Source organism: Lysinibacillus sp. FJAT-14222 (genome assembly GCF_001278875.1).
Lineage (GTDB): Bacteria > Bacillota > Bacilli > Bacillales_A > Planococcaceae > Lysinibacillus > Lysinibacillus agricola.
This window is the reverse complement of sequence record NZ_LIYL01000015.1, coordinates 1-26,994: the sequence shown is the minus strand read 5'-3', so window position 1 is coordinate 26,994 and position 26,994 is coordinate 1. Positions and strand designations below refer to the sequence as shown.

Here is a 26,994-nt window from a genome sequence, read left to right as displayed (position 1 = left end):
AGTTGGGGGCTTCCCCCTGTGAGAGTAGGACGTCGCTAGGCAATGAAGACAGTCAGCTGTGTGCTGGCTGTTTTTTTTTATGAAAATCCTTAATAACTTATCAATAATCCCACAAAACTTGCCTAAAATTATAATAAGGCGGGCTTCAACAAATATTTATATACTAAACGAAGAAGAAAATTAAAAAGGCTATATTTTTATCAGTGTAAAAAAGAGAAAAGGCTATCATATTTATCGCCTTCGAAAAAAACTGAATTGTCTTTCTTTTATAAGTTTCTTGACAGTAGCTTAGCACGTTGTTAATCTTACAATTAATATTCTTTTAACTATAGGAGGAAGTTACGAACATGTGGGAAACTAAATTTGCCAAAGAAGGTTTAACTTTTGATGATGTATTATTAGTACCAGCTCATTCAGAAGTATTACCGAAAGATGTTGATTTATCAGTTCAACTAACACCGAAGATTAAATTAAATATTCCAATGGTCAGCGCAGGCATGGATACAGTTACAGAGTCTAAAATGGCAATTGCTATGGCACGTCAAGGTGGAATCGGTATTATCCATAAGAACATGGGGATTGATGAGCAAGCTGAACAAGTAGAAAAAGTAAAACGTTCTGAAAATGGTGTTATTACAAACCCATTTTTCTTAACTCCGACTCACCAAGTTTTCGATGCTGAGCATTTAATGGGTAAATACCGAATTTCTGGTGTACCAATTGTTGATAGCATGGAAAACCAAAAGCTAGTAGGGATCATCACAAACCGTGACTTACGTTTTATCTCTGACTATTCTTTAAAAATTGAAGATGTTATGACAAAAGAAGATTTAATTACAGCTCCTATTGGAACGACTTTAGAGGATGCTGAAAAGATTCTTCAACAATATAAAATCGAAAAGCTACCAATTGTAGATGAAGAAGGTAAATTAACGGGATTAATTACAATTAAGGATATTGAAAAGGTAATTGAATTCCCTAATGCTGCAAAAGACGTACATGGTCGTTTGTTAGTAGGGGCAGCAGTTGGTGTTTCAAAAGATACGATGATGCGTATTGAGAAGCTTGTTGAAGCACAAGTAGACATCGTAGTAATCGATACAGCTCACGGTCATTCTGAGGGCGTATTACAAACAATTCGCTCTATCCGTGAAACGTATCCAGAGCTTGAAATTATCGCTGGTAATGTAGCAACAGCTGAGGGAGCACGCGCATTATTTGGAGCTGGTGCAGATGTAGTGAAAGTTGGTATTGGTCCAGGATCTATCTGTACTACTCGCGTTGTAGCTGGTGTTGGTGTACCTCAAATTACAGCTGTTTACGATTGTGCAACAGTAGCTCGTGAACTTGGTAAAACAATTATTGCTGATGGAGGCATTAAATACTCTGGGGACATCGTAAAGGCTCTTGCAGCGGGTGGTAACGTTGTAATGCTTGGTTCACTTCTTGCAGGTACTTCTGAATCTCCTGGTGAAACTGAAATCTTCCAAGGACGTCGTTTCAAAGTTTACCGTGGTATGGGTTCAATCGGAGCTATGGAAAAAGGTTCAAAAGATCGTTACTTCCAAGAGGATGCGAAAAAATTAGTACCAGAGGGTATTGAAGGTCGTCTTCCATACAAAGGACCACTAGCAGATACAATTTACCAACTAATCGGTGGTATTCGTGCAGGTATGGGCTATTGCGGATCAGCTAACCTTGAGTTCTTACGTGAAAATGCTCAATTTATTCGAATGACAGGTGCAGGTCTACGTGAATCACATCCACATGATGTACAAATCACAAAAGAATCACCAAACTATTCGATGTAATATATTACTAGCAACTTTTATGCTCTCGAATCGTCTACAAAGATGGCGCGAGAGCATTTTTTTTTATGATAAAGAGTGCGCACGGACGTTACTATCTATGATAAAATGTCGAGGACAAGATTATTTTTTTGGAGGGCTTTAAAGGTGAAAAAGACAATGAACACCGTAATTCGCTTGCTCCTAATTCCTGTTTTGTTATTGAGTGTTTTAGCAGGTATTCCAGCGAAGGCAAATGCAGAAACAGATTTAGGACTACACGTGGATGCTGCGATTTTAATTGACGCAGATTCAGGGAAAATTTTATATGAACAAAATGCAGATACTTCACTAGGTATCGCGAGTATGACAAAAATGATGACTGAATATCTGTTATTGGATGCAATTAAAGCAGGTACAGTTAAGTGGGATCAGGAATATCACGTAACTGATTATACGTATAAAATGTCTCAAAACCGTGCGTTAAGTAATGTACCATTACGTAGAGATGGAAGTTACACAATTCGTGAATTATATGAGGCGATGGCAATTTACTCTGCAAATGCTGCTACAGTAGCTATAGCAGAAACAATTGCAGGTACTGAAACTGAGTTTTTAAAGCTTATGAATAAAAAGGCAGAAGAGCTTGGTCTTAAAGACTATAAATTCGTGAATTCTACTGGTCTTAACAATGCAGATTTATTTGGTATGCAGCCAGCTGGTACTGGACCAAATGATGAAAACGTAATGCCTGCTAAATCTGTAGCAAAATTAGCATATCATTTACTAAAAGATCATCCAGACGTATTAAAAACGTCTAAAATTGCAAAAAAGACGTTCCGTGAAGGTACAGAAGATGCAATTAACATGGAGAACTGGAACTTTATGTTGCCAGGATTAGTGTTCCAATATGAAGGTGTTGACGGATTAAAAACAGGTACAACAGACTTTGCTGGACATTGCTTTACAGGTACAGCAGAGCGCAATGGTACACGTTTAATTTCTGTTGTTATGAAGGCTGTAGATACACAAGGACAGGGCTCAAGAAAAGCGCGCTTCGATGAAACAGCTAAATTGCTTAACTATGGTTTCTCACAATTCTCGAAACAAGAAATTATTCCGGCGAACTATACGTTTAAAGATCAAGAAACAGTAAAAGTTACAAAAGGTAAAGAAAACAAAGTAGCGATTGCTGTTAAAGAACCAGTTTCATTTATGATAAAGTCATCTGATAAAGACTTATATAAACCTAAACTAGTATTAGATAAAAAGAGTCTTGAGGCAGAGGTTAAGAAGGATACAGTTGTCGGAAAGGTAGTTATTGAGCGCTCAGAAGGCACAGATTACGGCTTTGTTGATGGCAAGGACCTTTCAGTCGATGTTGTCACTACAGAGGCTGTGGAGCGTGCTAGTGGTATCTCATTATTCTTCCAAGGTGTTGGTAGCTTCTTCGGCAGCCTATGGAGCGGCATTACTGACTTTGTTGGTGGCTTATTTTAATAATTAATGTATAAAGAACACGTAGATGTTTTAAACTATCTCGTGTTCTTTTTCACGTTTTTAAGCTTTATTGCATACGCTAATAGGCGAAAGGATGTGGCTAAATGTGTGGTATTACAGGATGGGCTAGCTTTCAAAAGGATTTAAGAACAAGTGATAGAATTCTGAAGTTAATGACGCAAACGTTAAATAAGCGTGGGCCTGATGATGAAAATATTTGGTGTAGTGAACATATTGCATTTGGCCATCGTCGGTTAGCTGTCATAGATTTAATCGGTGGGAAGCAACCAATGAAAAAAGTACATGATGGTGCAAACTATGTCATTACATATAATGGCGAGCTTTATAATACAGAGGAACTACGGAAAGAGCTTCAAAATCGGGGGTATGTTTTTACAACAAGGTCAGATACCGAAGTGTTATTAACTGCTTATATTGAATGGAAAGAGCAGTGTGTTGATTTTATAAATGGAATTTTCGCTTTCGGTGTATGGGATGAACGATCACAATCTCTTTTTTTATGTCGAGATCGACTAGGTGTAAAGCCTTTGTTTTACACAGAACAACAAGACGGCTTGCTTTTTGCATCCGAGGTGAAAGCACTCTTAGCGCATCCGTTGATTAAAACGACCGTCAATACGGAAGGGCTAGCAAATATTATGGCTGTAGGACCGTCTAGAACGCCCGGAAAGTCAATTTTCCAAAATATTTGTGAGCTACGTCCAGGATATGCAATGCGTTTCTCTAGAGAGGGTATACGAGTTTGGCAGTATTGGGCGTTACAAAGTAAACGTCATGAAGAGTCATTAGACGAAACAATTGATCATGTCCGTTTTTTGTTAACTGATGCGATTGAACGACAGCTTGTTTCAGACGTACCGATTTGTACATTTCTTTCAGGTGGTTTAGATTCTAGCATTATTACCGGAATTGCAGCAAACAGGTTTCAGCAACAAAATAAAGGTACACTGCATACGTACTCTATAGACTATGAGGATAATGAACGTTTCTTTAATCCGCATGCTTTTCAAACGTCCACAGACACGTATTGGATTCAAAAAATGACAGATACTTTTAGTACAACACATCATGCTGAGGAAATTTCTCAGCAACAATTAATCGATTTTTTAGTAGAATCTGTCATTGTTAGAGATTCACCGGGGATGGCAGATGTAGATTCATCATTATTATGGTTTTGTCGAGAAATTAAAAAGGACTTTACCGTTGCACTATCAGGTGAATGTGCAGATGAAATTTTCGGTGGTTACCCATGGTTTACAGAAACGACTACAGGTTTCCCTTGGATTCGTTCACTGTCTGAAAGATCAACACTGTTACAAGAGCGGTGGCGTAAGAAATTAGCAGTTGAATCATATGCACAACAGGTATATTCGCAAACAATTGCAGAAGTACCATATCTTGATGGAGAGAGTATTGAGGAAATTAGACAACGTGAAATGTTTTATTTGAATATGGTATGGTTTATGCAAACATTGCTGGAACGAAAAGACCGTATGAGTATGGGAGCGAGTCTTGAAGTTCGTGTTCCATTTGCAGATCATCGCCTTGTGGAATATGCGTGGAATATTCCTTGGGAAATGAAAAATTTGGGTGGTAAGGAAAAGGGTTTACTCCGTAAGGCTATGCAACATTTATTGCCAGAAGAAGTTTTGTATCGAAAGAAGAATCCATATCCTAAAACTTATCATCCAATTTATACAGTAGGTGTTCAAAATTGGCTAAGAGAAATTATGGAGAATAAAAATTCAATTCTTCATGAATTATTTGAGCGACAGAAGCTGATAGAGCTAATTGAATCTGGTGGAGGTTCTTTCAAAGTTCCTTGGTATGGACAATTAATGGCAGGTCCACAGCTTTTGGCTTATCTGGGGCAAATCCATACATGGTTTGAGCTTTATAATATCCAGCTAATTGAATCATAAAGAAACACCTATCAACCTTTTATGGTGAGGTTGATGGGTGTTTTTTCTGTATATCCCAACAGTCCATTAGCTTTTCAATAGATGGTTCAATTTCATGTACAGGTATACCTCCAAAGCCTAATAAAAATTGAGCTTGTGAGGTTGTAGAGTAATCTAAGCGATAATCAGATAGCGGATAGATCCCGATTTCCGCATTGGAGGCAAGCTGCTGTAATTGCTTTTCAGACAAAGCATGTTGTACATCCAGTAAAATATGCATTCCTGCTTGCTCACCAGTAATTTTAATTTGATTAGAATAGTTTTCTAAAATAGAAGTAAGTTTTTCATGCTTTTTTCGATAAACTTTCCTCATTCGATTTAAATGCTTTGCAAAATGACCGTCATGCATAAAATTAGCAACGATGTGCTGGTCGAAACGAGGTACTGTTGATGAATAGTAATTAAATACATCATTATAAGTTGCAAGTAATTTTGTTGGAAGTACAAAATAAGCAACACGCAAGGACGGCATTAATGATTTTGTAAATGTACTCATATAAATGACTTTATCATTTCGATCTAATGCATGAAGTGCAGGAATCGGTTTTCCAGTATAACGAAATTCGGAATCATAATCATCTTCAATAATATATCGGGAGGAGCTTTGTGCGGCCCAATTTAAAGCTTGTGCACGTCTCGTTGCCGATAATACTGCTCCTGTTGGGAATTGGTGTGATGGCGTGATATAAACAACGTCAGCGCTAGTTTTTTCGAGCTCATGAATAATAATTCCTTCATCATCGACTGCAATAGGATAAACTTTTCGTTTATGCTGAGAAAACATACGATGCACAGCTGGATAGCCTGGATTTTCAAGCGCAAAGCAAGTGTTGTCACTAAAGAGGCGCAAAATCATTGGTAGAAGTTGCTCTGTTCCTGAGCCGATAACAATTTGTTCAGGACTACAAACAACTCCGCGTGATTGAAATAAATAATTAGCAATCTCCGTACGTAAAGATAGCTCTCCCTGAGGCTCACCCGTTAATAATAATTCCTTTGAGGTATCATCAAAAAGCTCTTTCGCATATTTTCGCCATGTTTGAAAAGGGAAGGCATCGATATCGATGGAACCAGGATTAAAATCTATCTTGTACGATTTTTTCTTAGGTTGTTCGTTTAAGGGAACTATTGTGTCCTGCTGAATATACGGAAGCTCGTCAATTTCCTCTACAAAATAACCAACACGGGATTTAGACATAATATAGCCTTCTGCAAGTAGCTGTGCATACGCAATTTCAATTGTTGTTTGAGAAATATTCAAAAAATCGGCTAATTTTCTTTTTGATGGTAATTTTTCTCCTACTGCAATTTTATTTGTAATAATAGCTTCTTTAATACCGCTATAAAGCTGGTCATAGAGCGGTTTTTCACCATTTTTTTCTAGCTGAAATAATAGCATGTCCATGTTCTTGAATCCTCCTGACCCTATAATTATTTTGTAAACTGGATATTTTTATATGGTCAATTTCAATTATACTAAATTTCATCATAAAGGTGGAGGTTAGAAATCATGAAACAAACAGGTACAGAGTTAGTAAAACGCGGGATGGCGGAAATGCAAAAGGGTGGCGTCATTATGGATGTTATTAATGCAGAGCAAGCGAAAATTGCGGAAGCGGCAGGAGCTGTAGCTGTCATGGCATTAGAACGAGTACCATCAGATATTCGCAAGGCGGGTGGTGTTGCACGCATGGCCGATCCTCGTATTGTCGAGGAGGTAATGGGTGCTGTATCCATTCCTGTCATGGCTAAAGCACGTATTGGACATATTGTTGAAGCAAGAGTTTTAGAAGCAATGGGCGTCGATTATATTGATGAAAGTGAAGTATTAACTCCAGCAGACGAAGAGTTTCATTTATTAAAAAGTGATTACACAGTACCATTTGTTTGTGGCTGTCGCGATTTAGGGGAAGCAGCTCGACGCATTGGTGAGGGAGCTTCCATGCTACGAACTAAAGGTGAACCGGGGACGGGTAATATTGTAGAGGCTGTTCGCCATATTCGTAAAGTGAATGCGCAAGTACGTAAGGTAGTAGGGATGACTGAGGACGAGTTAATGACAGAGGCTAAATTACTTGGTGCTCCTTTTGAATTATTAAGAGAAATTAAGCGTCTTGGCCGTTTACCAGTCGTGAATTTTGCAGCAGGTGGAGTTGCTACGCCAGCTGATGCGGCATTAATGATGGAGCTTGGAGCAGACGGTGTATTCGTTGGTTCTGGTATTTTTAAATCAGAAAACCCAGAAAAATTTGCCCGTGCAATTGTGGAAGCTACTACGCATTATAAGGACTACAAGCTAATTGCTAACATTTCAAAAGAGCTAGGTGTTCCGATGAAAGGTATTGATATTGCTCAGCTTAGTCAAAATGAGCGTATGCAAGAGCGAGGCTGGTAAGATGAAGCGAATCGGTGTTTTAGCATTACAAGGAGCGGTGCGAGAGCATGTGCAAATGTTAGAGTCACTTGGATGCGAAGCTGTCTTAGTAAAACAAGCGAATGATTTAGAGCAGCTTGATGGACTTGTGTTGCCTGGTGGAGAAAGCACAACGATGCGAAAATTGCTGAATCGATATGAGCTATTGGAGCCAATTCGCACAGTTGCTAAACAAGGATTGCCGATGTTTGGAACATGTGCAGGATTGATTTTATTGGCAAAGGAATTAGTGGATTATGAGTCACATTTAGCCGTAATGGATGTGGTAGTTGCACGGAATTCTTATGGACGTCAAGTGGACAGCTTTGAAGTGAAGCTCGATATACCTGAAATAGGTGCAGCAATTCCAGCTGTTTTTATACGTGCGCCACATATTGTTTCTGTAGGTGAAGGTGTTGAAGTATTAGCAGAGCATGACGGGAAAATCGTATTAGCAAAGGACGATCATTTATTAGGCTGTTCATTCCATCCTGAATTAACGTCAGATGCACGTATTCTTGAATATTTTGTATCGTCTATGGTATGACTTGCAAAATCTTGATTCATATAGTACAGTATGGATAAAATTTAAATAACTGAACACGATGATGGGAAGTAGTAGCAAGCACGTTTTTTTTAGAGAGTCAGCGGGTGGTGGAAGCTGATAAAAGCACTTGTGAATCCGTCCTGGAGTTGCGCAGTCGAAGTCAATGAAGTAGGCTGTCGCCGGCTGAAATGCCGTTATGAGATAAGTGGATTAGACAAAGTGTCTAATCAATTAGGGTGGCAACGCGGGTAGCTCTCGTCCCTTTTTTGGGGATGAGGGCTTTTTTGTGTTTTCTACTAACTATTTTCCCATCATTAAGAATCTACTGGAGGTATGACGATGTTAGATATTAAACGCGTGCGCGACAATTTCGCGGAAGTTAAAGAAATGCTATTAACACGTAATGAGGATTTAGGAAACTTAGACGACTTTGAACAATTAGATGCAAAGCGTCGTGAATTAATTGCAAAAACAGAAGAGCTTAAAGCTGAACGTAATAAAGTATCTGAGCAAATTTCTATCATGAAGCGCAATAAAGAAAATGCGGATGAAGTTATTGCACGTATGCGTCAGGTTGGCGATGAAATTAAAGAGCTAGATGTCCAATTAAATGATGTAGAAGAACGCTTTAAAGATATGATGATGCGTTTACCAAACGTTCCACATGAATCTGTACCAGTTGGCACAACCGAGGACGATAATGTGGAGGAATATACTTGGGGCGAGGTTCCAACATTTGATTTTGACATTAAAGCACACTGGGATATCGCTACGGACTTACAAATTGTAGACTTTGAACGTGGTGCAAAAGTGACTGGTAGTCGTTTCTTATTCTATCGAGGTCTTGGTGCTCGTTTAGAACGTGCATTAATGATGTTTATGATGGACTTACATGCAGAAGAGCATGGTTATGAAGAAATGTTACCACCTGTAATTGTCAATCGTGATAGCTTAACAGGTACAGGACAACTACCTAAATTTGAAGAAGATGTCTTTAAGTTAGATGACACAGATTATTTCATGATTCCAACAGCAGAAGTACCTGTGACAAACTTCTATCGTGATGAAATTTTAACAGCTGAAGCATTACCACAGGGCTTTGCAGCATACAGTGCTTGCTTCCGTTCAGAGGCAGGTTCTGCGGGTCGCGACACACGTGGTTTAATTCGCCAACACCAATTCAACAAAGTAGAATTAGTACGCTTTGTAAAACCAGAAGAATCTTACGAACAGCTAGAACTATTAACAGGTCATGCTGAAAAAGTACTACAATTATTAGGTTTACCATACCGCAAACTAAAAATGTGTACAGCTGATTTAGGCTTTACTGCAGCGAAAAAGTACGATTTAGAGGTATGGATTCCAGCTCAAAATATGTACCGTGAAATCTCTTCATGCTCAAACTTTGAAGATTTCCAAGCACGCCGAGCAAATATTCGCTTCCGTCGTGAACCAAATGCAAAGCCAGAGTATGTACACACATTAAACGGCTCAGGTCTTGCGATTGGCCGTACAGTAGCAGCAATCCTAGAAAACTATCAGCAACAAGATGGAAGCGTAGTGATTCCAGAAGTATTAAGACCGTATATGGGCGGGAAAGAAGTAATTGCTCCGAAATAACTTGAGCTAAGAAGCGTAAGGTAAAACAAGATATCGAATAGATTATCTACTTTTTTTAAAAAAAGAAACTACTGTTGAAAATTTGATCTCAACAGTAGTTTTTTTATTGTCGCTACTACAACGTTTTCCTATAATCATAAAAAAGGTGTCACAAGTATTTCATGAGCCACCTTCTTTAATATGAATTTTTATTAAAATTCCCCATTTTCAGCAATTGATGCTTGTCGTGCCTTTTTTTCGGCCTTTTTTCGTTCGCGTAAAGCTCGGAAAAAGTCGGTTAAGATTTGTCCGCATTCCACGGCTAAAATTCCTTCTATGACTTCACATTCATGGTTAAAGCGTGCATCGTTTAATAAACGATAGAGTGAATCTACACAGCCTGCTTTTATATCTCTTGCACCATATACAACGCGCGGCACACGAGATTGCAAAATGGCACCTGCACACATAGGGCAAGGTTCAAGCGTCACATAGAGTGTTGTTTTTTCAAGGCGCCAGCTCCCTATTTTTTTACAAGCCTCTTGAATAACCATTAGTTCAGCGTGCGTCGTCGCATTTTGTGTTGTTTCTCGCAAATTATGAGCCTGTGCAATAATCTCTCCATCGTAGACAAGTACAGCTCCTATGGGTACTTCTCCAAGTAAAGCGGCTTTCTTTGCTTCTTCCAGTGCACTGTTCATAAACAATCGGTCTGTTTCAAAAATATCCACTATGATCTCTCCTTATCATTTAGTGTATCTTGCTTAATTGGCAATTGCCACTATCAATTATGCCTTGGCATAATTGTAGCTGTCGCTTTGCTTTCGCTACATAAAACATTTGTAGCTGTCGCTTTGCTTTCGCACAGATAAACAATGCGTCCGGATTCGGTAAGAAGTTAAAACGTTGACATTTCCAATACGACCATCTATATTTATATATGAACACATGCTCATATATAAATATAAAAAGGTTAGGGGTAAATTAAATGGATGAAAAATTACAAAATACAGAGGTTCAGACTAACAAAGAGCAACATTTAGATGAAGAAACGCTATTCGTCGTGTCTCAAACATTTAAGGCATTAAGTGATCCGACAAGAATTCGCATTTTAAATTTATTGTGTACGGATGAACATTCAGTCAACGACATCGCTGAAATTTTAGATTTAGGTCAATCAACAGTTTCACATCAGTTACGTTTCTTGAAAAACTTACGGTTAGTGAAATATAGAAGAGAAGGCACAACCTTATATTATTCAAAAGATGATGATCACATTATGAATTTATTGAAGCAAGCTATTGAGCATGCTGCACATAACTAGAGTTAATGGAGGGATAAAACATGGGACATAATCATGATCATACACATGGCGCAAATAAAAAGATATTAATACTATCATTTATTATTATTACGAGTTATATGGTTGTTGAAGCGATTGGTGGCTATTTAACAAATAGTTTGGCTCTTTTATCCGATGCAGGACATATGTTAAGTGACTCCATTTCATTAGCGATAGCCTTACTTGCTTTTACGTTTGGAGAAAAGGCAGCGAGCTATAGTAAAACATACGGTTATAAACGATTTGAAATTTTAGCGGCGGTATTGAATGGTGTGACTTTAATTTTAATTGCTTTATTCATTTTCTATGAAGCAATAGAACGTTTTGCAAATCCACCAGAAGTGGCAACAACAGGCATGCTGATTATTAGTACAATCGGTCTTTTGGTAAATATTTTGGTAGCTTGGATTATGATGCGCGGCAGTGATACAAAAGATAATTTAAATATGCGTGGAGCTTATTTACACGTATTAAGTGATATGCTTGGATCTGTAGGAGCCATCGTTGCCGCACTATTAATTATGTTCTTTGGTTGGGGCTGGGCTGATCCACTTGCGAGTGTTATTGTTGCCGCATTAGTATTACGAAGCGGCTACTATGTAACGAAGGCTGCTATCCATGTTCTAATGGAAGGAACACCTTCAAATGTTGATGTTCAAGAGATCATACAAACTATTGTACAAACAAACGGTGTTCATAGCATTCACGATTTACACATTTGGACAATAACAAGTGGAGCAAATGCACTTTCCTGTCATGCAGTTGTTGAGGATCAGTTAAAAATTGCGGATAGTGAGAATATATTACGAGAAATTGAACATAATCTTGAGCATAAGGGCATAAAGCATGTAACGATTCAATTGGAAACAGTAGCGCATAAGCATGATAATTCAATTTTATGTACAATAAAAAATGAGCAATCGCATCATCACCACCATCATCATTAATAAACTTTTTTAGTTTATTAAAAATTTTCTACTTTACATACCCTTCGTGGGTATAGTATGATGATTATGAAATAGGAGGTGGAGAACACAGTGAAAGAAGATGCTTGTCATACAGAGGAAGCTACGTCGTGTCGAAAAAGCCATCACCCTGAACGCGTAAAAAAAGATTTAACGACTCGTTTGAATCGAGTAGAAGGTCAAATCCGAGGTATCAAAGGGATGATTGAAAAAGACGTTTACTGTGATGATATTATTACGCAACTGTCTGCCACACAGTCTGCTTTAAATAGCGTAGCGAAGATATTGTTAGAAGGTCATTTAAAGGGATGTGTAGTTGATCGCCTATCAGAAGGTGATGAAGCTGTATTAGACGAATTAGTAGTGACCATTCAAAAATTAATGAAGAAATAAAAGTTTTTTTGATAAATATATACCCCTATACTGTATTTAAATTAAAGGAGAGATATTTCATGCAAAACATAACTTTAAATGTACAAGGAATGTCATGCGGACATTGTGTAAATTCTGTAGAAAAAAATGTTGGAGCTTTAACTGGTGTTGAACAAGTAAAAGTGAACTTAGCTGATGGTTTAGTAGATGTAGCATTTGACGAAACGCAAGTATCTCTAGAGCAAATTAAAGAAACAATTGACGATCAAGGCTATGACGTTAAATAACATAAGTAGGGTGCTCATGTAGCACTCTCTTATTTTCAATTCTATATACCCCCTTGCGGTATGTGGAGAGGAGAATGGATAATGAGTTCAGAAATAAAAGAAGCCAATTTGCAAATTACAGGTATGACATGTGCAGCCTGCGCCACTCGTATAGAAAAAGGTTTAAATAAAATGGATGGTGTAGAACAAGCGACAGTTAATTTAGCTCTTGAAAAATCATCGATTAAATATGATTCGACAAAATTAAGTGAGGAGGACTTTGAAAAGAAAATTGAAGCTCTTGGCTATGGTGTTATTAAACAAAAAACTGAATTCGATATTACAGGCATGACATGTGCAGCTTGTGCTATTCGTATAGAGAAAGGTTTAAATAAACTAGCAGGCGTATCCTCAGCAAACGTAAACTTAGCGCTCGAAAAAGCAACTATTGAATTTAACCCATCTGAAGTTACGATTGCAGATATTATTGCGAAGGTTGAAAAATTAGGATATGAAGCGAATCAAAAAGCAGATGAACAAGAAACCGTAGATCATCGAGAACAGGCCATCAAAAAACAGCAGCAAAAATTTATTTTATCGGCCATTCTTTCATTACCATTACTTTGGACGATGGTAGGGCATTTTTCATTTACATCATTTTTATATGTCCCTGAATTTTTAATGAATCCATGGGTACAAATGGTGTTGGCTACTCCTGTTCAATTTATCATTGGGAAGCAATTTTATGTTGGAGCATACAAAGCTTTACGCAATGGTAGTGCCAATATGGATGTACTTGTAGTCATGGGGACGTCTGCGGCTTATTTTTATAGTGTCTATCAAGCAATTATTACCGCGGGATCACATCATGCCCCTCACCTATATTTTGAAACGAGTGCCGTATTAATTACTTTAATTTTATTAGGTAAATTATTTGAGGCAAAAGCAAAAGGTCGCTCATCTGAAGCAATCAAAAAATTAATGGGACTTCAAGCAAAAACGGCGATCGTTGTTCGAGATGGTGTTGAGAAAGAAGTACCATTAGAAGAAGTAGTCATAGGGGACATTATTTTAGTAAAACCAGGTGAAAAAATTCCTGTTGATGGTGAAGTATTAGAAGGAACAACAGCTGTTGATGAATCGATGTTAACAGGAGAGAGTCTACCTGTTGATAAAAAGCAAGGCGACCTATTATTCGGTTCAACTATTAATAAAAATGGCTTTATTAAAATGACAACGACTAAAGTTGGTCGTGATACAGCTTTAGCTCAAATTATTAAAGTTGTAGAAGATGCACAAGGCTCAAAAGCGCCAATCCAACGCTTAGCGGACCAAATTTCAGGTATATTTGTACCAATCGTTGTTGGTATTGCGATTGTAGCGTTTCTAATCTGGATTATTTGGGTGCGACCAGGTGAATTTACGCCTGCACTCGAAGTATTAATTGCAGTTCTCGTTATCGCTTGCCCATGTGCGCTTGGATTAGCAACGCCAACATCTATTATGGCGGGCTCTGGTCGTGCAGCGGAATTTGGCATTTTATTTAAAGGTGGAGAGCATTTAGAGCAAACGCAAAGTATTGACACAGTAGTTGTTGATAAAACAGGTACAGTGACACACGGCAAACCTATATTAACGGATGTCGTACTAGCAGTAGGCCAAGACGAAGCACGTTTTTTATCGTTAATTGGTGCAGCGGAGAAGCAATCCGAGCATCCGTTAGCAGAGGCAATCGTTCAAGGAATTGCCGATCGTGGTATTGAGCTAGGAGATGTTCAATTCTTTGAAGCGATACCAGGTTACGGTGTGCAAGCGACTGTATCTGGTCAAGGAGTTGTCATCGGTACTCGTAAATTGATGCAACAATACGGTATTCATATTGATGACATTCTACCAACAATGGAACAATTAGAGGAAAACGGTAAAACCGCAATGTTAGCTGCTATCAATGGTCAGTATGCTGGTCTAGTAGCAGTTGCTGATACAGTGAAAGATACCTCAAGAGAGGCAGTTCATCGTCTACAAGAAATGGGCATTACTGTTATTATGATGACTGGTGATAATGAACGTACAGCACAAGCAATCGGAGCAGAAGTTGGTGTCAATCATGTGATTGCTGAAGTGCTCCCAGAAGGCAAAGCAGATGAAGTGAAAAAATTGCAAGTTCAAGGTAAAAAAGTGGCGATGGTAGGTGATGGCATTAATGATGCACCAGCACTTGCAACAGCTACTATTGGGATGGCAATCGGTACCGGTACAGACGTCGCTATGGAAGCGGCAGATATTACACTGATTCGTGGCGACTTAAACAGTATTGCGGATGCTATCATCATGAGTCGTAAAACAATGCGCAATATTAAGCAAAACCTATTCTGGGCATTTGCTTACAATACATTAGGTATTCCAATTGCTGCAATTGGTTTACTAGCTCCTTGGGTAGCGGGTGCAGCGATGGCCTTTAGTTCAGTCTCTGTCGTTTTAAATGCACTACGTTTACAGCGAGTTAAATTATAAGGGTAACGATAGATCCACTTTGGTGGGTCTATTTTTTACTTCTCTCAACAAATATTTTTTAAGCACAAAGTCGATTCTGGACGCAATTCTGCTGAGGCATAATTGATTGTCGTTTATGGCCGCATATTTTAATAGAGATATAGCTTGATTCTGTTTTTCACTTTCTCACTATGATACAATGAAAAGCACTGATTTACTTTCTAAATAATACAAGCCTCGACGCAGGGGTAATTGACGATAGAATCCATAGAACATAAAGGAGGAGCTTCTGGTGACGGTTCCATTTGTTACGGTAGAAGGTCCGATTGGTGTTGGTAAAACCTCTTTATCTAAAGAGATAGCAGCGACATTTAATTACCATCTATTAAAAGAAATAGTAGACGAAAACCCTTTTCTAAATAAGTTTTATGAAAACATTGAGGAATGGAGCTTCCAAACCGAAATGTTCTTCCTATGTAATCGCTATAAACAATTATCAGATATAAAAAAATTTCGTTTAACGCATGATAAACCTGTTGTAGCAGATTACCATATTTTTAAAAATTTAATATTTGCAAAACGTACATTAGCATCATCTGAGTATGATAAGTACGAAGAAATCTATAAAATATTAACGAAAGATATGCCTGTACCAAATGTAGTTGTTTATTTACATGCCAGTGTTGATACGTTGATGAAACGTATTGCGATGCGTGGTCGTGAATTTGAAAAAATGATTTCACGAGATTACATGGAGCAACTAGTGGTAGATTATCATTCCTTTATCGAGCATTTTGAGAGCATGCATCCCGAAATTCCTGTTATTCGATTTAATGGTGATCAGCTTGATTTCGTAAAGAATCCAAATGATTTGAAATATGTTTTACAAACAATAAAGGACACGTTACAACAAAGGAGTTTGCAACAATGAATTTGAGAGAGAAATACGATATTCCTCCACAAACGGTCATTACAATCGCTGGTACTGTTGGTGTAGGGAAATCAACGATGACAAAGGCATTAGCAGAGGCGCTAAATTTCCGTACGTCATTTGAAAAGGTGGATACAAATCCGTATTTAGATAAGTTTTATGAGGACTTTGAGAAATGGAGCTTTCATCTACAGGTGTATTTTTTAGCAGAGCGTTTTAAGGAGCAGAAGCGTATTTTCGAATATGGCGGCGGGTTTATTCAAGACCGTTCTATCTATGAAGATACAGGGATTTTTGCAAAGATGCATTATGACAAAGGTACAATGAGCCCAACGGATTACGAGACTTATACAAATTTATTTGATGCGATGGTGATGACACCGTACTTCCCACATCCAAATTTACTCGTTTATCTAGAGGGGCCAATCGATGCTGTAATTGGACGTATTCAAGAACGTGGACGTGAGATGGAGCAGCAAACACCGAACGATTATTGGATTGAAATGCATGAACGCTATGAGAACTGGATTAATAACTTTAATTCATGCCCAGTTCTACGTTTAGATATTAATGATTATGATTTATTAAAAAATCCTGAAGCAATTGAATCAATTGTGAGCCGCATCAGTCATATGCTAAAGCAAACAAGTCATTTACGTAAATAGAAGGTTTATTAAAGCTAATATCTCTAAAACAATAGGGAGATAAATTTTGAAGTTCTGGTCGAAAGCGGAGCGACAGGTTTAAACAAAAAAATAAATGATCAAAAGACGTGAGACAATATGTAGCCTATTGTGTCACGTCTTTTGAAATAGGAGGGATTACTATGAAAATAGCGGTGTATTGCGGTTCGGGCTTAGGCATAAACCCAATTTATGCAGAGAAGGCAGCCGAATTAGGGACGGTATTAGCGCAAAATGGTCATGGTGTCGTTTATGGTGGTTCGAAAACAGGATTAATGGGGAAAGTTGCAGATGCAGTATTAGCAGCTGGAGGAGAGGTTATTGGCGTGATGCCAACTCATCTACAGAAGCGGGAATTAGCGCATGCCTCATTAACAGAAATTCATTTTGTTGAGTCTATGCACGTACGTAAGGCCAAAATGGTAGAGTTAGCAGATGCATTTATAGCTCTTCCAGGTGGTGGCGGGACAATGGATGAATATTTTGAAGTGTTTACGTGGGCACAAATCGGATTACATGAAAAGCCAGTAATTTTATACAATGTAAATAGCTTTTATGATGCGATTTTACAACATTTTAAAAAAATGCTCGAGGAAGGTTTTATACGCACAGAACAAAAATCACTTATTCGTGTAGCTACTTCATCAGAGGAAATATTAAATTTATTAAAAAAACATGGGTAAAATTTCTTCTTTTAATAAATTATATCTATACGTACTTCCACGAAAAATGCGTTTTTTATAGCTTCATTTCTCCTCTTTTGTTTCATAAAGAAGGATAAATAGTGCAATTATTACTCCTAACGGTAACATAATCAAATGTTTTATTTCCATAATTTTCTGATATATATTGAAATAGTAGAAGAGTTTTATTTACAATAATTGTGTAAGGCTTTCTTAAATCATAATAGGGGTGTTATAGATGACAAAGGTGGAAGTAAGTTTTAAGCATTTACCGACGACTGCGGTTTCAGATGCGACAGGAGGACATACGAATTTACGCAGTGATATTAAACCGCTAGCAGATCATTTTAAAATTGCTGGTCGTGCGGTAACAGTGCGTTTACCAGATGGCGAAAATGGTGCGGTACTGGAAGCCATTCGAGCTGCTAGTGAAGGGGATATTTTAGTAATTGACGCTAAAGGAAATACCAATCGAGCTGTTGCTGGTGATTTTGTTCTTTCATTAGCGAAGGGTATTGGTGTACAAGGCTTTGTCGTAGATGGTGTTATTCGTGATATTGCAGCTATTCGTGAGCTGGATTTTCCTGTATTCTCGCTTGGCACAACGGTAGCGGCTGGCAATAAAAACGGTGGTGGAAAAGTAAATGTTCCTATTGCTATTGGAGGCGTTACTGTTCATCCTGGTGATTATATTTTTGGGGATGTGGACGGTGTCGTTGTCGTGCCGCGGGAAGATGCAGAACGGATTGTTGCAGCTGCTGAGGTAAAGCTTGAAAAAGATGAAATACGCGCACAAGAAGCACATGCAAATGGAAAAGAATCGATTATTGCTTATTTAGATAAAGTTTGTGCAAGCACAAAGCCGATTCCGAACGCAACTATGCCGAGGCATAATTGATCAAAGTAAAAAAACCCTCACGATGCCATCCATACATCGTGAGGATTTTTTTATTTTATGCTAAATTTTCATTATCATTAAAGTAATTTTTCATTTTTTCTGAATCGAAACGGCCTTCCCATTTCGCCATAACTAATGACGCAAGTGAGTTACCAATTACGTTAACGACTGTACGTCCCATATCAAGGATACGATCGATACCTGCGATGAATGCTAAACCTTCAAGTGGAATGCCGACAGTACCTAAAGTTGCTAGAAGTACAACGAAGGATACTCCTGGAACACCTGCAATCCCTTTAGATGTAACCATTAATACAAGCATTAACGTAATTTGTTCACCAATGCTTAGGTGAATACCGTACATTTGAGCGATAAATAATGCAGCAATAGCTTGGTACAGTGTTGAACCATCTAAGTTAAAGGAGTAACCGGTTGGAATAACAAAAGATACGATATCCTTTGGAGCACCTAATTTCTCCATTTTCAACATAACTCGTGGTAACACAGCCTCAGAACTTGCTGTTGAGAACGCTAAAATTAGCTCATCTTTTAGTACCTTAATTAAGAAGAAAATGTTGATACCCGTGAATTTTGCTACAAGACCAAGAACTACAAAGATAAAGAATAGCATTGTTGCATAAACAAGTATAGCAAGTTTGCCAAGTGGTATTAGTGAAGCAAATCCATATTTGGAAACGGTTACACCGATTAAACCAAATACCCCAATTGGAGCGAATTTCATTACAAGGTTAGTTACCCAGAACATAGCATCTGCTACACCTTGGAAGAAGTCTAATACTGGCTTACCTCGTTCGCCAATGGCAGCAACCCCTAAACCAAAAATAACAGAGAAGAAGATGATAGCAAGCATATTACCTTCAGCCATTGACTGAATGATATTTGTTGGTACAATGTCTACAATAATATCAAATGGTCCTTCATGCTGTACTTCTTCTGTCGTTTCAACGTATTGCGAAATATCTCCTTGAGAGAGCTCGTTCATGTTAATGCCTGCGCCTGGTTGGAATAAGTTTGCGGAAAGTAAACCAACTACAATTGCTACTGTTGTAATAATTTCAAAGTAAATAATTGTTTTCCCGCCTAAGCGTCCAAGCTGTTTCATGTCTCCAGTTCCAGCAACACCAACGATTAAAGTCGAAATAATAATCGGTACTACAATCATCTTAATAAGATGAAGGAAAATATCCCCTAAAGGTTGTAAATATGTTTCAATTTTGGGGTTTCCGTAAAAGATACCGCCAACAATAATCCCTAAAATCAAACCGACTAAAATTTGAGTGGCTAAACTGATTTTAAATTTCTTCTTCAAACCTTCGTACCTCCTAATATTAAAATTTTTAGGACACGCCTTACTTTAATAATACGGAGGACTTATGGAATCCGACAAAATCCGAGAAAATTAATTTACTTTTGTTAAAATGTCTGAATATAGTACTTGAATAAATTTCTTAATATTAACCTTTGCTTTACGATTTGCGTGGCCTTCTATTTGAGTCATAAGCTGACGAATCTCTTTAAAGTCAAAGTATCGAGGTGCATAATATTCAAATTCAGAGTTTGTATAATCAACGACCCCTAAATTGGCGAGATTTATCATCGCTGCTAATATCGTACGACGCACTCGCTGTTCAATAGCTTTACTTTCTTTTAAAATGTCATCTGGAGTAGCCTTTGTAACTGCTGCAATTTCCTCATATAATTCCTTTAATGGAGGAAGAGGTGCAATCTTGTGCTGATGAGCTAGTAATGTTTCGATAATAGCTATAATATCCTCGCTTCCGATTTCACCAACGATACCCATATCATTTAAAATTGATTGAATATGATCGCGTGACGTTGCTTTATGATTTATTTGTTCACTTAGATCAATGCTTGTAAGTGATTGGCGAATAATTAGCAATGAGTTTTTTAGGCGAAATTGTTCAGTTGTTTTACGTAAAACATTCTCAACCTCAATACGGTTTATAGGTTTATGAATAAAGAAATCTATACCTTGTTCATATGCCTCGCCGACCATTTCCTTATTCACTACCTGAGAAATCATAACAAATTGTCCCTCAAAACGATTTTGAATAAGGTGCTCGACTGTTGCTATACCATCAAGCTTAGGCATAAGCAAATCGATAAGTACAAACTCCGGCTGTGTCATTAAAATTTGTGGAATGGCGTCCTCACCATTGCGTGCTTCACCAATAACTGTACCTAAACCACTATCTTCAATAATTTGTTTTAACATGACCCGGCTTGCACGATCATCATCTACAATAAAATACCTCATTTAAGTCTCTCCCGTTTGAATAGTTTGCGTAGGAACTGTAATTTTAAACATTGTGTTTGCATTGTTTGATTCAACGGATATGGAGCCATTTAATTTATTAACTAATTCAGCAACATGTGAAAGCCCAATGCCTGTTGCCGCGACACCATCCACATTGTATTTCGTGGTATATCCAGGTTCAAAAATAATTGAGAGATCACTTTGTAAAATGCCCTTTCCGTTATCACATACTGTTATTACAGTATCATCCTGTAGTTGTTGAATGGCAATAGAAACGATACCTTGTCCCTCAATTGCTTCTATAGCATTAGCTGTTAAATTATTCAAAAGTGCAAGCAATGCAATATGTTCTTTCGTTTGAAAATCGGTGTCTATATTTATGTTAAACTGAATTTCTTTCCCGAGTAATTCAGCATATTTACTATTGCCATCCTCAATATAATGTAATAATTCTGACAATCTAAGGGTGCCAAAACTCTTTTCGCCGACAATTTTAGAAATACCCGCATAAATACGTTGTGAATCCTTCTTGACTTCATGAATTTCCTGGGCAATATGGAGTGCCTGTAAACTTTCCGAACGATATCCTAATGACTTTAATTGTCGATATAAATCAAACCCATTAGCTGTAATTGTTTCGATATGGTTCATAGATTTTTTTAAATAAAGTGTCTCAACATATAAATCTGAGCCGATCGTAAGCATTTCCTGAACACGTTTTTTTTGCTCTGCAAGTAAAATGGAACTATAAATACCAACTACAAAAAAACTACGCAATAAAGCAACTGCTAATAGTATAAGTAAATCATGAAGGTGTAAAAAAGTATAAGAATTAACAAAAAAACGAAATAGCTGTTCTACAAAATTACTGAATACTTCACTAAACGCAACTAGTAATCCAAGCATTAGTGGTTTTTCTCTATATTGATGAATGCTTAGAATTTGTAGGCATACTGCAAACAATACATAAAATGCAGCAGCAGGTAAATGTGTTACCAAGCTATCCATTAATGGAATATCATGAAAAGAGTAATTAATGATCACTCGAAAAATGGTTATCACGATGCTTGTAGTAAATCCAGCCAAAATTATAGGTGTAGGTCTAAGTAGAGTACATAAAAAGAAAATAATACTTCCTAATCCAAAACGAAACGTTGTATTAGCGAAAGGCATTATTTTAATCTCACTACCGATAGCAGTTAATAGAGCAATTATGAAAATCCAAGTGAGGGAAGCACGAGATATAGAAATTTTTGAGTGCATTAAAAAATCCTCCCTAATCAATATTAGTAGAGCGATATAGCAAAGAAAAGATGTGCTAAAGAGCGCGTCGTGTGTTTGAAATAAAAGTAATTGTACCATCACTTTTGATGTTGTGTTGGGGCGGAATGCGACTTCGAAACGAAAGCGCATTTGTCTAGATGAAATAATACTATAGATTATTCCCAGTTATATCAATTTTTCGCCTTGGCGTAATTGTAGCTGACGCTTTGCTTTCGCTACAGAAAACACTTGTAGCTGACGCTTCGCTTTCGCTACAGAAAAGAGTTGCTGAATGAAGATAAATCGTAATTTCAATAATAAAAAATACCACAACCTAAGCGGAAGTGGTATCTAGCAAGTATTACATACAATTTTTAGGCAAAAAAAAACGGCTACATTCGTAGTCGGAATTTTAAAACTGGAGGAGGTAATTCGAACCCCCGCGCGGTGTTACCCGCCTGTCGGTTTTCAAGACCGATCCCTTCAGCCAGACTTGGGTATACCTCCATTATTTTGTTGCATGTCTTATCGACAAGAATTAATTTATCATATTTTGAAAATCGCGTCAACAGATTTTTAAAATTTTTATTTTCTAAATGCTTATTTACGTTGCTGATAGATTATTCCATATAAATATTATGCGTATTGAGTTGCAATTTATGAAAACAGTAAGTATACTAGTTATTGCCGTGCTAGGTGGGAAGGTAGCGGTGTCCTGTAACTCGCAATCCGCTCTAGCGAGACTGAATTCCTTTTTCGAGGCTGTCCGTATTGTTTGGTCTGCCTTTTGCACGTAGTGTTGACGATTGGGTCCTGCGCAATGGATACCCATGAACTATGTCAGGTCCGGAAGGAAGCAGCATTAAGTGGTCTTATTCATGTGCCGCGGGGTTGCCTAATCTGAGCTAACGACAAGAGTAACGCTTATGTGCGGCTGTCGAAGAAAGGTGCACGGCATTAAATTGCCAATTTAAACGCATCCGTCTACAAAGGCGGGTGCGTTTTTTTATATGATTTTATAATATTTGTTGGGACGGAAGAGCAATCGCCAGAACGTTTAAGGAAGCAACAAATTGTGCGAGGCGGCCGATAGGAGCCGGAAACATCAGCCTTCACTACGGGAAGTGAAAGAGAATCGTCTCAAATTTTTTGAAAAATGGAGACACTATTTTATAAATAATGTGGCAAATGCTATAATAGAACTATTCTATATAATAAAGAAGAGGAGAGGAAACCATTGACGTATCAAGCATTTTATCGTGTGTATCGACCGCAATCATTTCGAGAGATGTCTGGTCAAGCACATGTCAAAAGAACGCTACAAAATGCTCTCCTAGCGAATAAAACAACACATGCGTATTTATTTTCTGGTCCGCGTGGTACTGGGAAAACAAGTACAGCTAAAATTTTTGCAAAAGCTTTAAACTGTGAGCATGCACCATCAAACGAGCCTTGTAACGAATGTGCTACTTGTTTAAGCATTACAGATGGCTCCCACCCAGATGTTATTGAATTTGACGCGGCGTCTAATTCACGCGTTGAAGAAATACGTGACATCATTGAGAAAGTTCGATTTGCACCTGCAAGTAGCAGATATAAAGTGTATATCATTGATGAAGTGCATATGCTCTCTACAAGTGCTTTTAATGCACTTTTAAAGACATTAGAAGAACCACCTCCACACGCTGTATTTATTTTAGCAACGACGGAGCCTCATAAATTGCCTGCAACGATTATTTCACGTTGTCAGCGCTTTGACTTCAAGCGTCTTTCGACCAATGATATTATTGAGCGCATGAAAGTCGTGTTAGAGGATATTAAGCTGCCATATGAGGAACAAGGCTTGAAAGTAATCTCACAATCTGCAGCTGGAGGTATGCGCGATGCTTTAAGCTTATTAGATCAGGTTGTATCCTTCAGTGGAGAAACGCTGAAGCTTGAGGATGCATTACTTGTTACTGGTTCCATCAGTCAGGAAGTTTTCTATGAATTAGCAGAGGCTCTAAAAGTAAAAGATGTCGCACAAATGCTCGCGTTATTAGAACAGCTTATTGCGGATGGAAAAGATCCTCTTCGCCTTTCAGAGGACCTGATTACATTTTTCCGGGACTTATTATTGCTACAAACGAGTGATGATTTGGCTGAATTATTAGAGCTAGTATCACCAGAGGAGCGAGTATTTACATTAGCGCATGAATTTGCACCTGATTTGCTATATGGCTACATTGATATTTTAGCGAAAACACAGCAAGAAATGCGGTTCTCTCACCATACAAAGATTTACTTAGAAACAGCGCTACTTAAAATGGTACAGTTTTCAGGAGGGGTAGTTAGTCAAACTACCACTTCAGGTGAGGCAGCTATGAGCCCTGAACTTGCTCAAAAAATCGTGGCACTTGAGCAAATGGTGCAACAATTATCAGCGCAATTACAAGCTGGTGCTCCTATGCAAACGGCGCAAGCACCAAAAGAGCAACGTCCACGAGCGAAAAGTCCGAATGGTTATAAAGCACCAACAGGTCGTATTCAAGAGGTGCTAAAGGATGCGACAAAGCAAGATGTGCAACGTATTAAATCGGTTTGGGCACAGGCGTTAAGCCAAATGCAAAAATCTCAGTCAGCTCTTTTAGCAGAAGCTGAACCTGTTGCGGCATCTTCAAGTGCTTTTGTGTTAAAATTCAAGTATGATATTCATTGTCAAATGGTTGCTGATAATCAATCCCTAAAAGCTCACTTCACACAATTAATTGCAGGGCAAATTGGTACTACGTATGAAATGCTTTGTACGCCTGAAGAAACCTGGTTAAAATTACGTGAAGAGTTTATTCGTGATCATGGCATGCAGCAGCAAAAAAAATCTCAGGATGAGACCGATCATGAAGTGGAATTATTAGAACCACCGGCAGAAATGCCAGAAGAGCCATTTATCGACGATGCCCAACCACTTGCTTCACAAGATCCACTTGTGACGGAAGCGGAAAAGTTGTTTGGTAAAGATTTTATTGAAATTGTTGAAGATTAATCATTTAGGAGGAATTCGTTTATGCGTGGTATGGGAAATATGCAAGGCATGATGAAAAAAATGCAAAAAATGCAAAAGGAAATGATGGAAGCTCAAGAGGCTTTAAATGCAGAGCAATTTGAAGGTGCTGCTGGCGGCGGTATGGTGAAAGTATCTGTAACTGGTCAACGTGAAATTGTAGAAGTAAATCTAGATCCATCAGTAGTAGATCCAGATGATATCGAAATGCTACAAGATTTAATCGTTGTTGCTGCAAATGAAGCTCTGAAAAAAGTGGATGAGAAAACAAATGCAACAATGGGTAAATTCACTCAAGGCATGAACCTTCCATTCTAGGAGGTAAATAAATGTACTACCCCGAACCAATATCGAAACTGATTGATAGTTTTATGAAATTGCCAGGTATCGGGCCGAAAACCGCGGCTCGTCTGGCGTTTTTTGTGTTGACAATGAAAGAGGATGACGTTTTATCCTTTTCAAAGGCATTAATTGATGCTAAACGAAATTTAAGCTATTGTTCCGTGTGTGGCAATATAACTGATGTAGATCCATGCCATATTTGTACGGACAAACAACGAGATCATTCTGTTATTTGTGTTGTTCAAGATACAAAAGATGTAATTGCAATGGAAAAAATGCGTGATTTCAATGGTATGTATCATGTATTACAGGGAGCTATTTCACCTATGGATGGTATTGGTCCAGAGGATATTAATGTCGCTTCCCTACTAGTTCGTTTGCAAGATGAGGCTGTTCAGGAGCTTATTTTAGCTACGAATTCAACTATTGAAGGTGAGGCAACAGCGATGTATATTTCTCGTTTAGTGAAACCATCTGGTATTCGAACAACACGGATCGCTCATGGACTACCAGTAGGTGGAGATTTAGAATATGCAGATGAAGTAACGTTATCGAAGGCAATGGAAGGTCGCCGAGAATTGTGAGTGAGGGATTATTATGTTCTTCCGCAGTAAGGGAAAATTAAAAAAAGAATTCGACGACAAGCTTGTGAGTCTTATAAAAGAAACAAAAGAGGATTTACAGCAAGCAAAGATAATTGAAGAGTTCCTAGATGACTATGATTTAGATGCAATTGCTCAACGAAAAGTGGCAGAGAGTATACATTTTTATTTATTTAAAGAAGCTAGAATTCGGAGAGTATTAATTAAATAATAGTTTTTTAACTTATTTCAGCGGGTGTCCAAACATCCGCTGAAATAAGTTAATGCTTCCGGCGGATGTCACGGAATCGGAAAGGATTTCTTAAAAAGGATGTTAGCCTAAAATCATCGCATCCATGCGATAACGGCTAACTGACCTGCATCATGCAGGCCTAAGCACAAAGCCGAATCCAGACGCAATTATGCCGAGGCATAATTGATATTCATAGAAGCAAAACAGGAAACATAAACTTTCGTAATTATATAGTTAAGGGGGAAACCATATGTCGTGGTTAGTAATTATGAGTTTTTGTGTACCTGTAGTGCTTCTTTTTCTTTATATAATAATAAGACATGCTAAGATGGGTAAGATTTTAGAAGGAATGTCTGTGTTTTGGTTTAGGTTTGCATTTGCCTTTCTTTTATTATTCATTATTCATTTAAGTATAGGGTATGCCGGCTATAATATACCCATTAATCTGTTTTCTGTGTTAACAATTGCAATATTAGGTATTCCAGGTGTACTAGGAATAACTGCTTTAATATTTTTTTTATAAAATGCTTGCAAAGCGAAAATATTATGGTATAGTAATAAGAGTCGCTAAGATGACTGTTGAAAAACAAACGAACAAATAAATTAAACAATTTAGTTGTTGACATCTGGTTTGCGACATGGTATTATATAAGAGTTGCTGTTACGAAAGCAGCGGCGAAATGAACCTTGAAAACTGAACAAGCAAAACGTAATCAATAAAGTTTTTAGTAGCTAACCTTGAGTTGGTGAACGAA

General features: G+C 37.9%; 27 protein-coding genes, 1 tRNA gene, 1 other RNA gene and 1 other annotated feature. Of the genes, 21 read left to right on the top strand and 8 right to left on the bottom strand.

Annotated elements, in window-relative coordinates; genetic code table 11:
* Positions 1-347: 347 nt before the first annotated feature.
* The 3 genes from guaB to asnB all read left to right on the top strand — a co-directional run bounded on the left by guaB (position 348) and on the right by asnB (position 5,230).
* A complete protein-coding gene (gene guaB, locus AN161_RS06845) occupies positions 348-1,811 on the top strand; it encodes an IMP dehydrogenase (RefSeq protein ID WP_053593621.1) in 1,464 nt (487 codons plus the stop codon).
* Between the two features lie 144 nt (positions 1,812-1,955).
* A complete protein-coding gene (locus AN161_RS06840; protein WP_082339924.1) occupies positions 1,956-3,287 on the top strand; it encodes a D-alanyl-D-alanine carboxypeptidase family protein in 1,332 nt (443 codons plus the stop codon).
* Positions 3,288-3,391: 104 nt separating this feature from the next.
* The gene (gene asnB, locus AN161_RS06835) at positions 3,392-5,230 is read left to right on the top strand and encodes an asparagine synthase (glutamine-hydrolyzing) (protein ID WP_053593619.1); all 1,839 of its coding nucleotides are present in this window, start codon (positions 3,392-3,394) and stop codon (positions 5,228-5,230) included.
* A 19-nt stretch (positions 5,231-5,249) separates the two neighbouring features.
* On the opposite strand, the gene AN161_RS06830 is transcribed toward asnB, so the two are convergent.
* Positions 5,250-6,674, bottom strand: coding sequence for a PLP-dependent aminotransferase family protein (locus AN161_RS06830; protein WP_082339917.1), 1,425 nt, complete (start codon positions 6,672-6,674; stop codon positions 5,250-5,252).
* A gap of 105 nt (positions 6,675-6,779) precedes the next feature.
* Here AN161_RS06830 and pdxS point away from each other — a divergent pair, with 105 nt between their 5' ends.
* The 3 genes from pdxS to serS all read left to right on the top strand — a co-directional run bounded on the left by pdxS (position 6,780) and on the right by serS (position 9,849).
* Positions 6,780-7,664, top strand: a complete 885-nt coding sequence (pdxS, locus tag AN161_RS06825) for a pyridoxal 5'-phosphate synthase lyase subunit PdxS (RefSeq protein WP_053593618.1) — start codon at positions 6,780-6,782, stop codon at positions 7,662-7,664.
* 1 nt (position 7,665) lies between these two features.
* A complete protein-coding gene (gene pdxT, locus AN161_RS06820) occupies positions 7,666-8,229 on the top strand; it encodes a pyridoxal 5'-phosphate synthase glutaminase subunit PdxT (RefSeq protein WP_053593617.1) in 564 nt (187 codons plus the stop codon).
* Between the two features lie 49 nt (positions 8,230-8,278).
* Positions 8,279-8,495: a binding site (T-box leader), on the top strand.
* 73 nt (positions 8,496-8,568) lie between these two features.
* On the top strand, positions 8,569-9,849 hold the full coding sequence (serS, locus tag AN161_RS06815) for a serine--tRNA ligase (protein WP_053593616.1): 1,281 nt from the start codon (positions 8,569-8,571) through the stop codon (positions 9,847-9,849).
* Positions 9,850-10,040: 191 nt separating this feature from the next.
* On the opposite strand, the gene tadA is transcribed toward serS, so the two are convergent.
* Both tadA and AN161_RS28650 read right to left on the bottom strand, forming a co-directional pair.
* Entirely contained in the window at positions 10,041-10,559 is a 519-nt protein-coding gene (tadA, locus tag AN161_RS06810) for a tRNA adenosine(34) deaminase TadA (protein ID WP_198926848.1), read from the bottom strand.
* A gap of 19 nt (positions 10,560-10,578) precedes the next feature.
* Positions 10,579-10,776 carry a hypothetical protein gene (locus AN161_RS28650; protein ID WP_143114654.1) on the bottom strand — a complete coding sequence of 66 codons (198 nt, stop codon included), beginning with the start codon at positions 10,774-10,776 and terminating at the stop codon, positions 10,579-10,581.
* A 40-nt stretch (positions 10,777-10,816) separates the two neighbouring features.
* Between AN161_RS28650 and AN161_RS06805 the strand changes: the two genes are divergently transcribed.
* The 9 genes from AN161_RS06805 (at position 10,817) to AN161_RS06765 (ending at position 18,461) form a co-directional block, all read left to right on the top strand.
* Positions 10,817-11,152, top strand: coding sequence for a metalloregulator ArsR/SmtB family transcription factor (locus tag AN161_RS06805; protein WP_053593615.1), 336 nt, complete (start codon positions 10,817-10,819; stop codon positions 11,150-11,152).
* A gap of 20 nt (positions 11,153-11,172) precedes the next feature.
* A complete protein-coding gene (locus AN161_RS06800; protein WP_053593614.1) occupies positions 11,173-12,117 on the top strand; it encodes a cation diffusion facilitator family transporter in 945 nt (314 codons plus the stop codon).
* 78 nt (positions 12,118-12,195) lie between these two features.
* Positions 12,196-12,528, top strand: a complete 333-nt coding sequence (locus tag AN161_RS06795) for a metal-sensitive transcriptional regulator (protein ID WP_053593613.1) — start codon at positions 12,196-12,198, stop codon at positions 12,526-12,528.
* 59 nt (positions 12,529-12,587) lie between these two features.
* Complete coding sequence (copZ, locus tag AN161_RS06790) at positions 12,588-12,794, top strand: copper chaperone CopZ (RefSeq protein ID WP_053593612.1); 207 nt, start codon at positions 12,588-12,590, stop codon at positions 12,792-12,794.
* A gap of 81 nt (positions 12,795-12,875) precedes the next feature.
* A complete protein-coding gene (locus AN161_RS06785; protein WP_053593611.1) occupies positions 12,876-15,287 on the top strand; it encodes a heavy metal translocating P-type ATPase in 2,412 nt (803 codons plus the stop codon).
* A 271-nt stretch (positions 15,288-15,558) separates the two neighbouring features.
* Entirely contained in the window at positions 15,559-16,197 is a 639-nt protein-coding gene (locus AN161_RS06780; protein ID WP_053593610.1) for a deoxynucleoside kinase, read from the top strand.
* Positions 16,194-16,862, top strand: coding sequence for a deoxynucleoside kinase (locus AN161_RS06775; RefSeq protein ID WP_053593609.1), 669 nt, complete (start codon positions 16,194-16,196; stop codon positions 16,860-16,862). The genes AN161_RS06780 and AN161_RS06775 overlap by 4 nt, the downstream gene beginning before the upstream one ends.
* Positions 16,863-17,023: 161 nt before the next feature.
* Positions 17,024-17,563 carry a TIGR00730 family Rossman fold protein gene (locus AN161_RS06770; protein ID WP_198926847.1) on the top strand — a complete coding sequence of 180 codons (540 nt, stop codon included), beginning with the start codon at positions 17,024-17,026 and terminating at the stop codon, positions 17,561-17,563.
* A gap of 238 nt (positions 17,564-17,801) precedes the next feature.
* Entirely contained in the window at positions 17,802-18,461 is a 660-nt protein-coding gene (locus AN161_RS06765; RefSeq protein ID WP_053593608.1) for an RraA family protein, read from the top strand.
* A gap of 55 nt (positions 18,462-18,516) precedes the next feature.
* On the opposite strand, the gene AN161_RS06760 is transcribed toward AN161_RS06765, so the two are convergent.
* From AN161_RS06760 to AN161_RS06745, 5 genes are all read right to left on the bottom strand, one after another.
* On the bottom strand, positions 18,517-19,791 hold the full coding sequence (locus tag AN161_RS06760) for a cation:dicarboxylase symporter family transporter (RefSeq protein ID WP_053593607.1): 1,275 nt from the start codon (positions 19,789-19,791) through the stop codon (positions 18,517-18,519).
* Positions 19,792-19,881: 90 nt separating this feature from the next.
* A complete protein-coding gene (locus AN161_RS06755) occupies positions 19,882-20,760 on the bottom strand; it encodes a response regulator (RefSeq protein WP_053593606.1) in 879 nt (292 codons plus the stop codon).
* Positions 20,761-22,023, bottom strand: coding sequence for an ATP-binding protein (locus AN161_RS06750; protein ID WP_053593605.1), 1,263 nt, complete (start codon positions 22,021-22,023; stop codon positions 20,761-20,763).
* 186 nt (positions 22,024-22,209) lie between these two features.
* A complete protein-coding gene (locus AN161_RS30960; RefSeq protein ID WP_277815926.1) occupies positions 22,210-22,338 on the bottom strand; it encodes a hypothetical protein in 129 nt (42 codons plus the stop codon).
* 104 nt (positions 22,339-22,442) lie between these two features.
* Positions 22,443-22,530, bottom strand: a tRNA-Ser gene (locus AN161_RS06745).
* Positions 22,531-22,710: 180 nt separating this feature from the next.
* On the opposite strand from AN161_RS06745, the gene ffs reads away from it, so the two are divergent.
* The 6 genes from ffs (at position 22,711) to AN161_RS06720 (ending at position 26,762) form a co-directional block, all read left to right on the top strand.
* Positions 22,711-22,978, top strand: an RNA gene (gene ffs / locus AN161_RS27385) — signal recognition particle sRNA large type.
* A gap of 282 nt (positions 22,979-23,260) precedes the next feature.
* On the top strand, positions 23,261-25,045 hold the full coding sequence (gene dnaX, locus AN161_RS06740; RefSeq protein ID WP_053593604.1) for a DNA polymerase III subunit gamma/tau: 1,785 nt from the start codon (positions 23,261-23,263) through the stop codon (positions 25,043-25,045).
* Positions 25,046-25,066: 21 nt separating this feature from the next.
* Positions 25,067-25,381 carry a YbaB/EbfC family nucleoid-associated protein gene (locus AN161_RS06735; RefSeq protein WP_053593603.1) on the top strand — a complete coding sequence of 105 codons (315 nt, stop codon included), beginning with the start codon at positions 25,067-25,069 and terminating at the stop codon, positions 25,379-25,381.
* 11 nt (positions 25,382-25,392) lie between these two features.
* Complete coding sequence (gene recR / locus AN161_RS06730) at positions 25,393-25,989, top strand: recombination mediator RecR (RefSeq protein WP_053593602.1); 597 nt, start codon at positions 25,393-25,395, stop codon at positions 25,987-25,989.
* 13 nt (positions 25,990-26,002) lie between these two features.
* Positions 26,003-26,218, top strand: a complete 216-nt coding sequence (locus AN161_RS06725; protein WP_053593601.1) for a YaaL family protein — start codon at positions 26,003-26,005, stop codon at positions 26,216-26,218.
* 271 nt (positions 26,219-26,489) lie between these two features.
* The gene (locus AN161_RS06720) at positions 26,490-26,762 is read left to right on the top strand and encodes a pro-sigmaK processing inhibitor BofA family protein (protein WP_053593600.1); all 273 of its coding nucleotides are present in this window, start codon (positions 26,490-26,492) and stop codon (positions 26,760-26,762) included.
* Positions 26,763-26,994 lie beyond the last annotated feature (232 nt).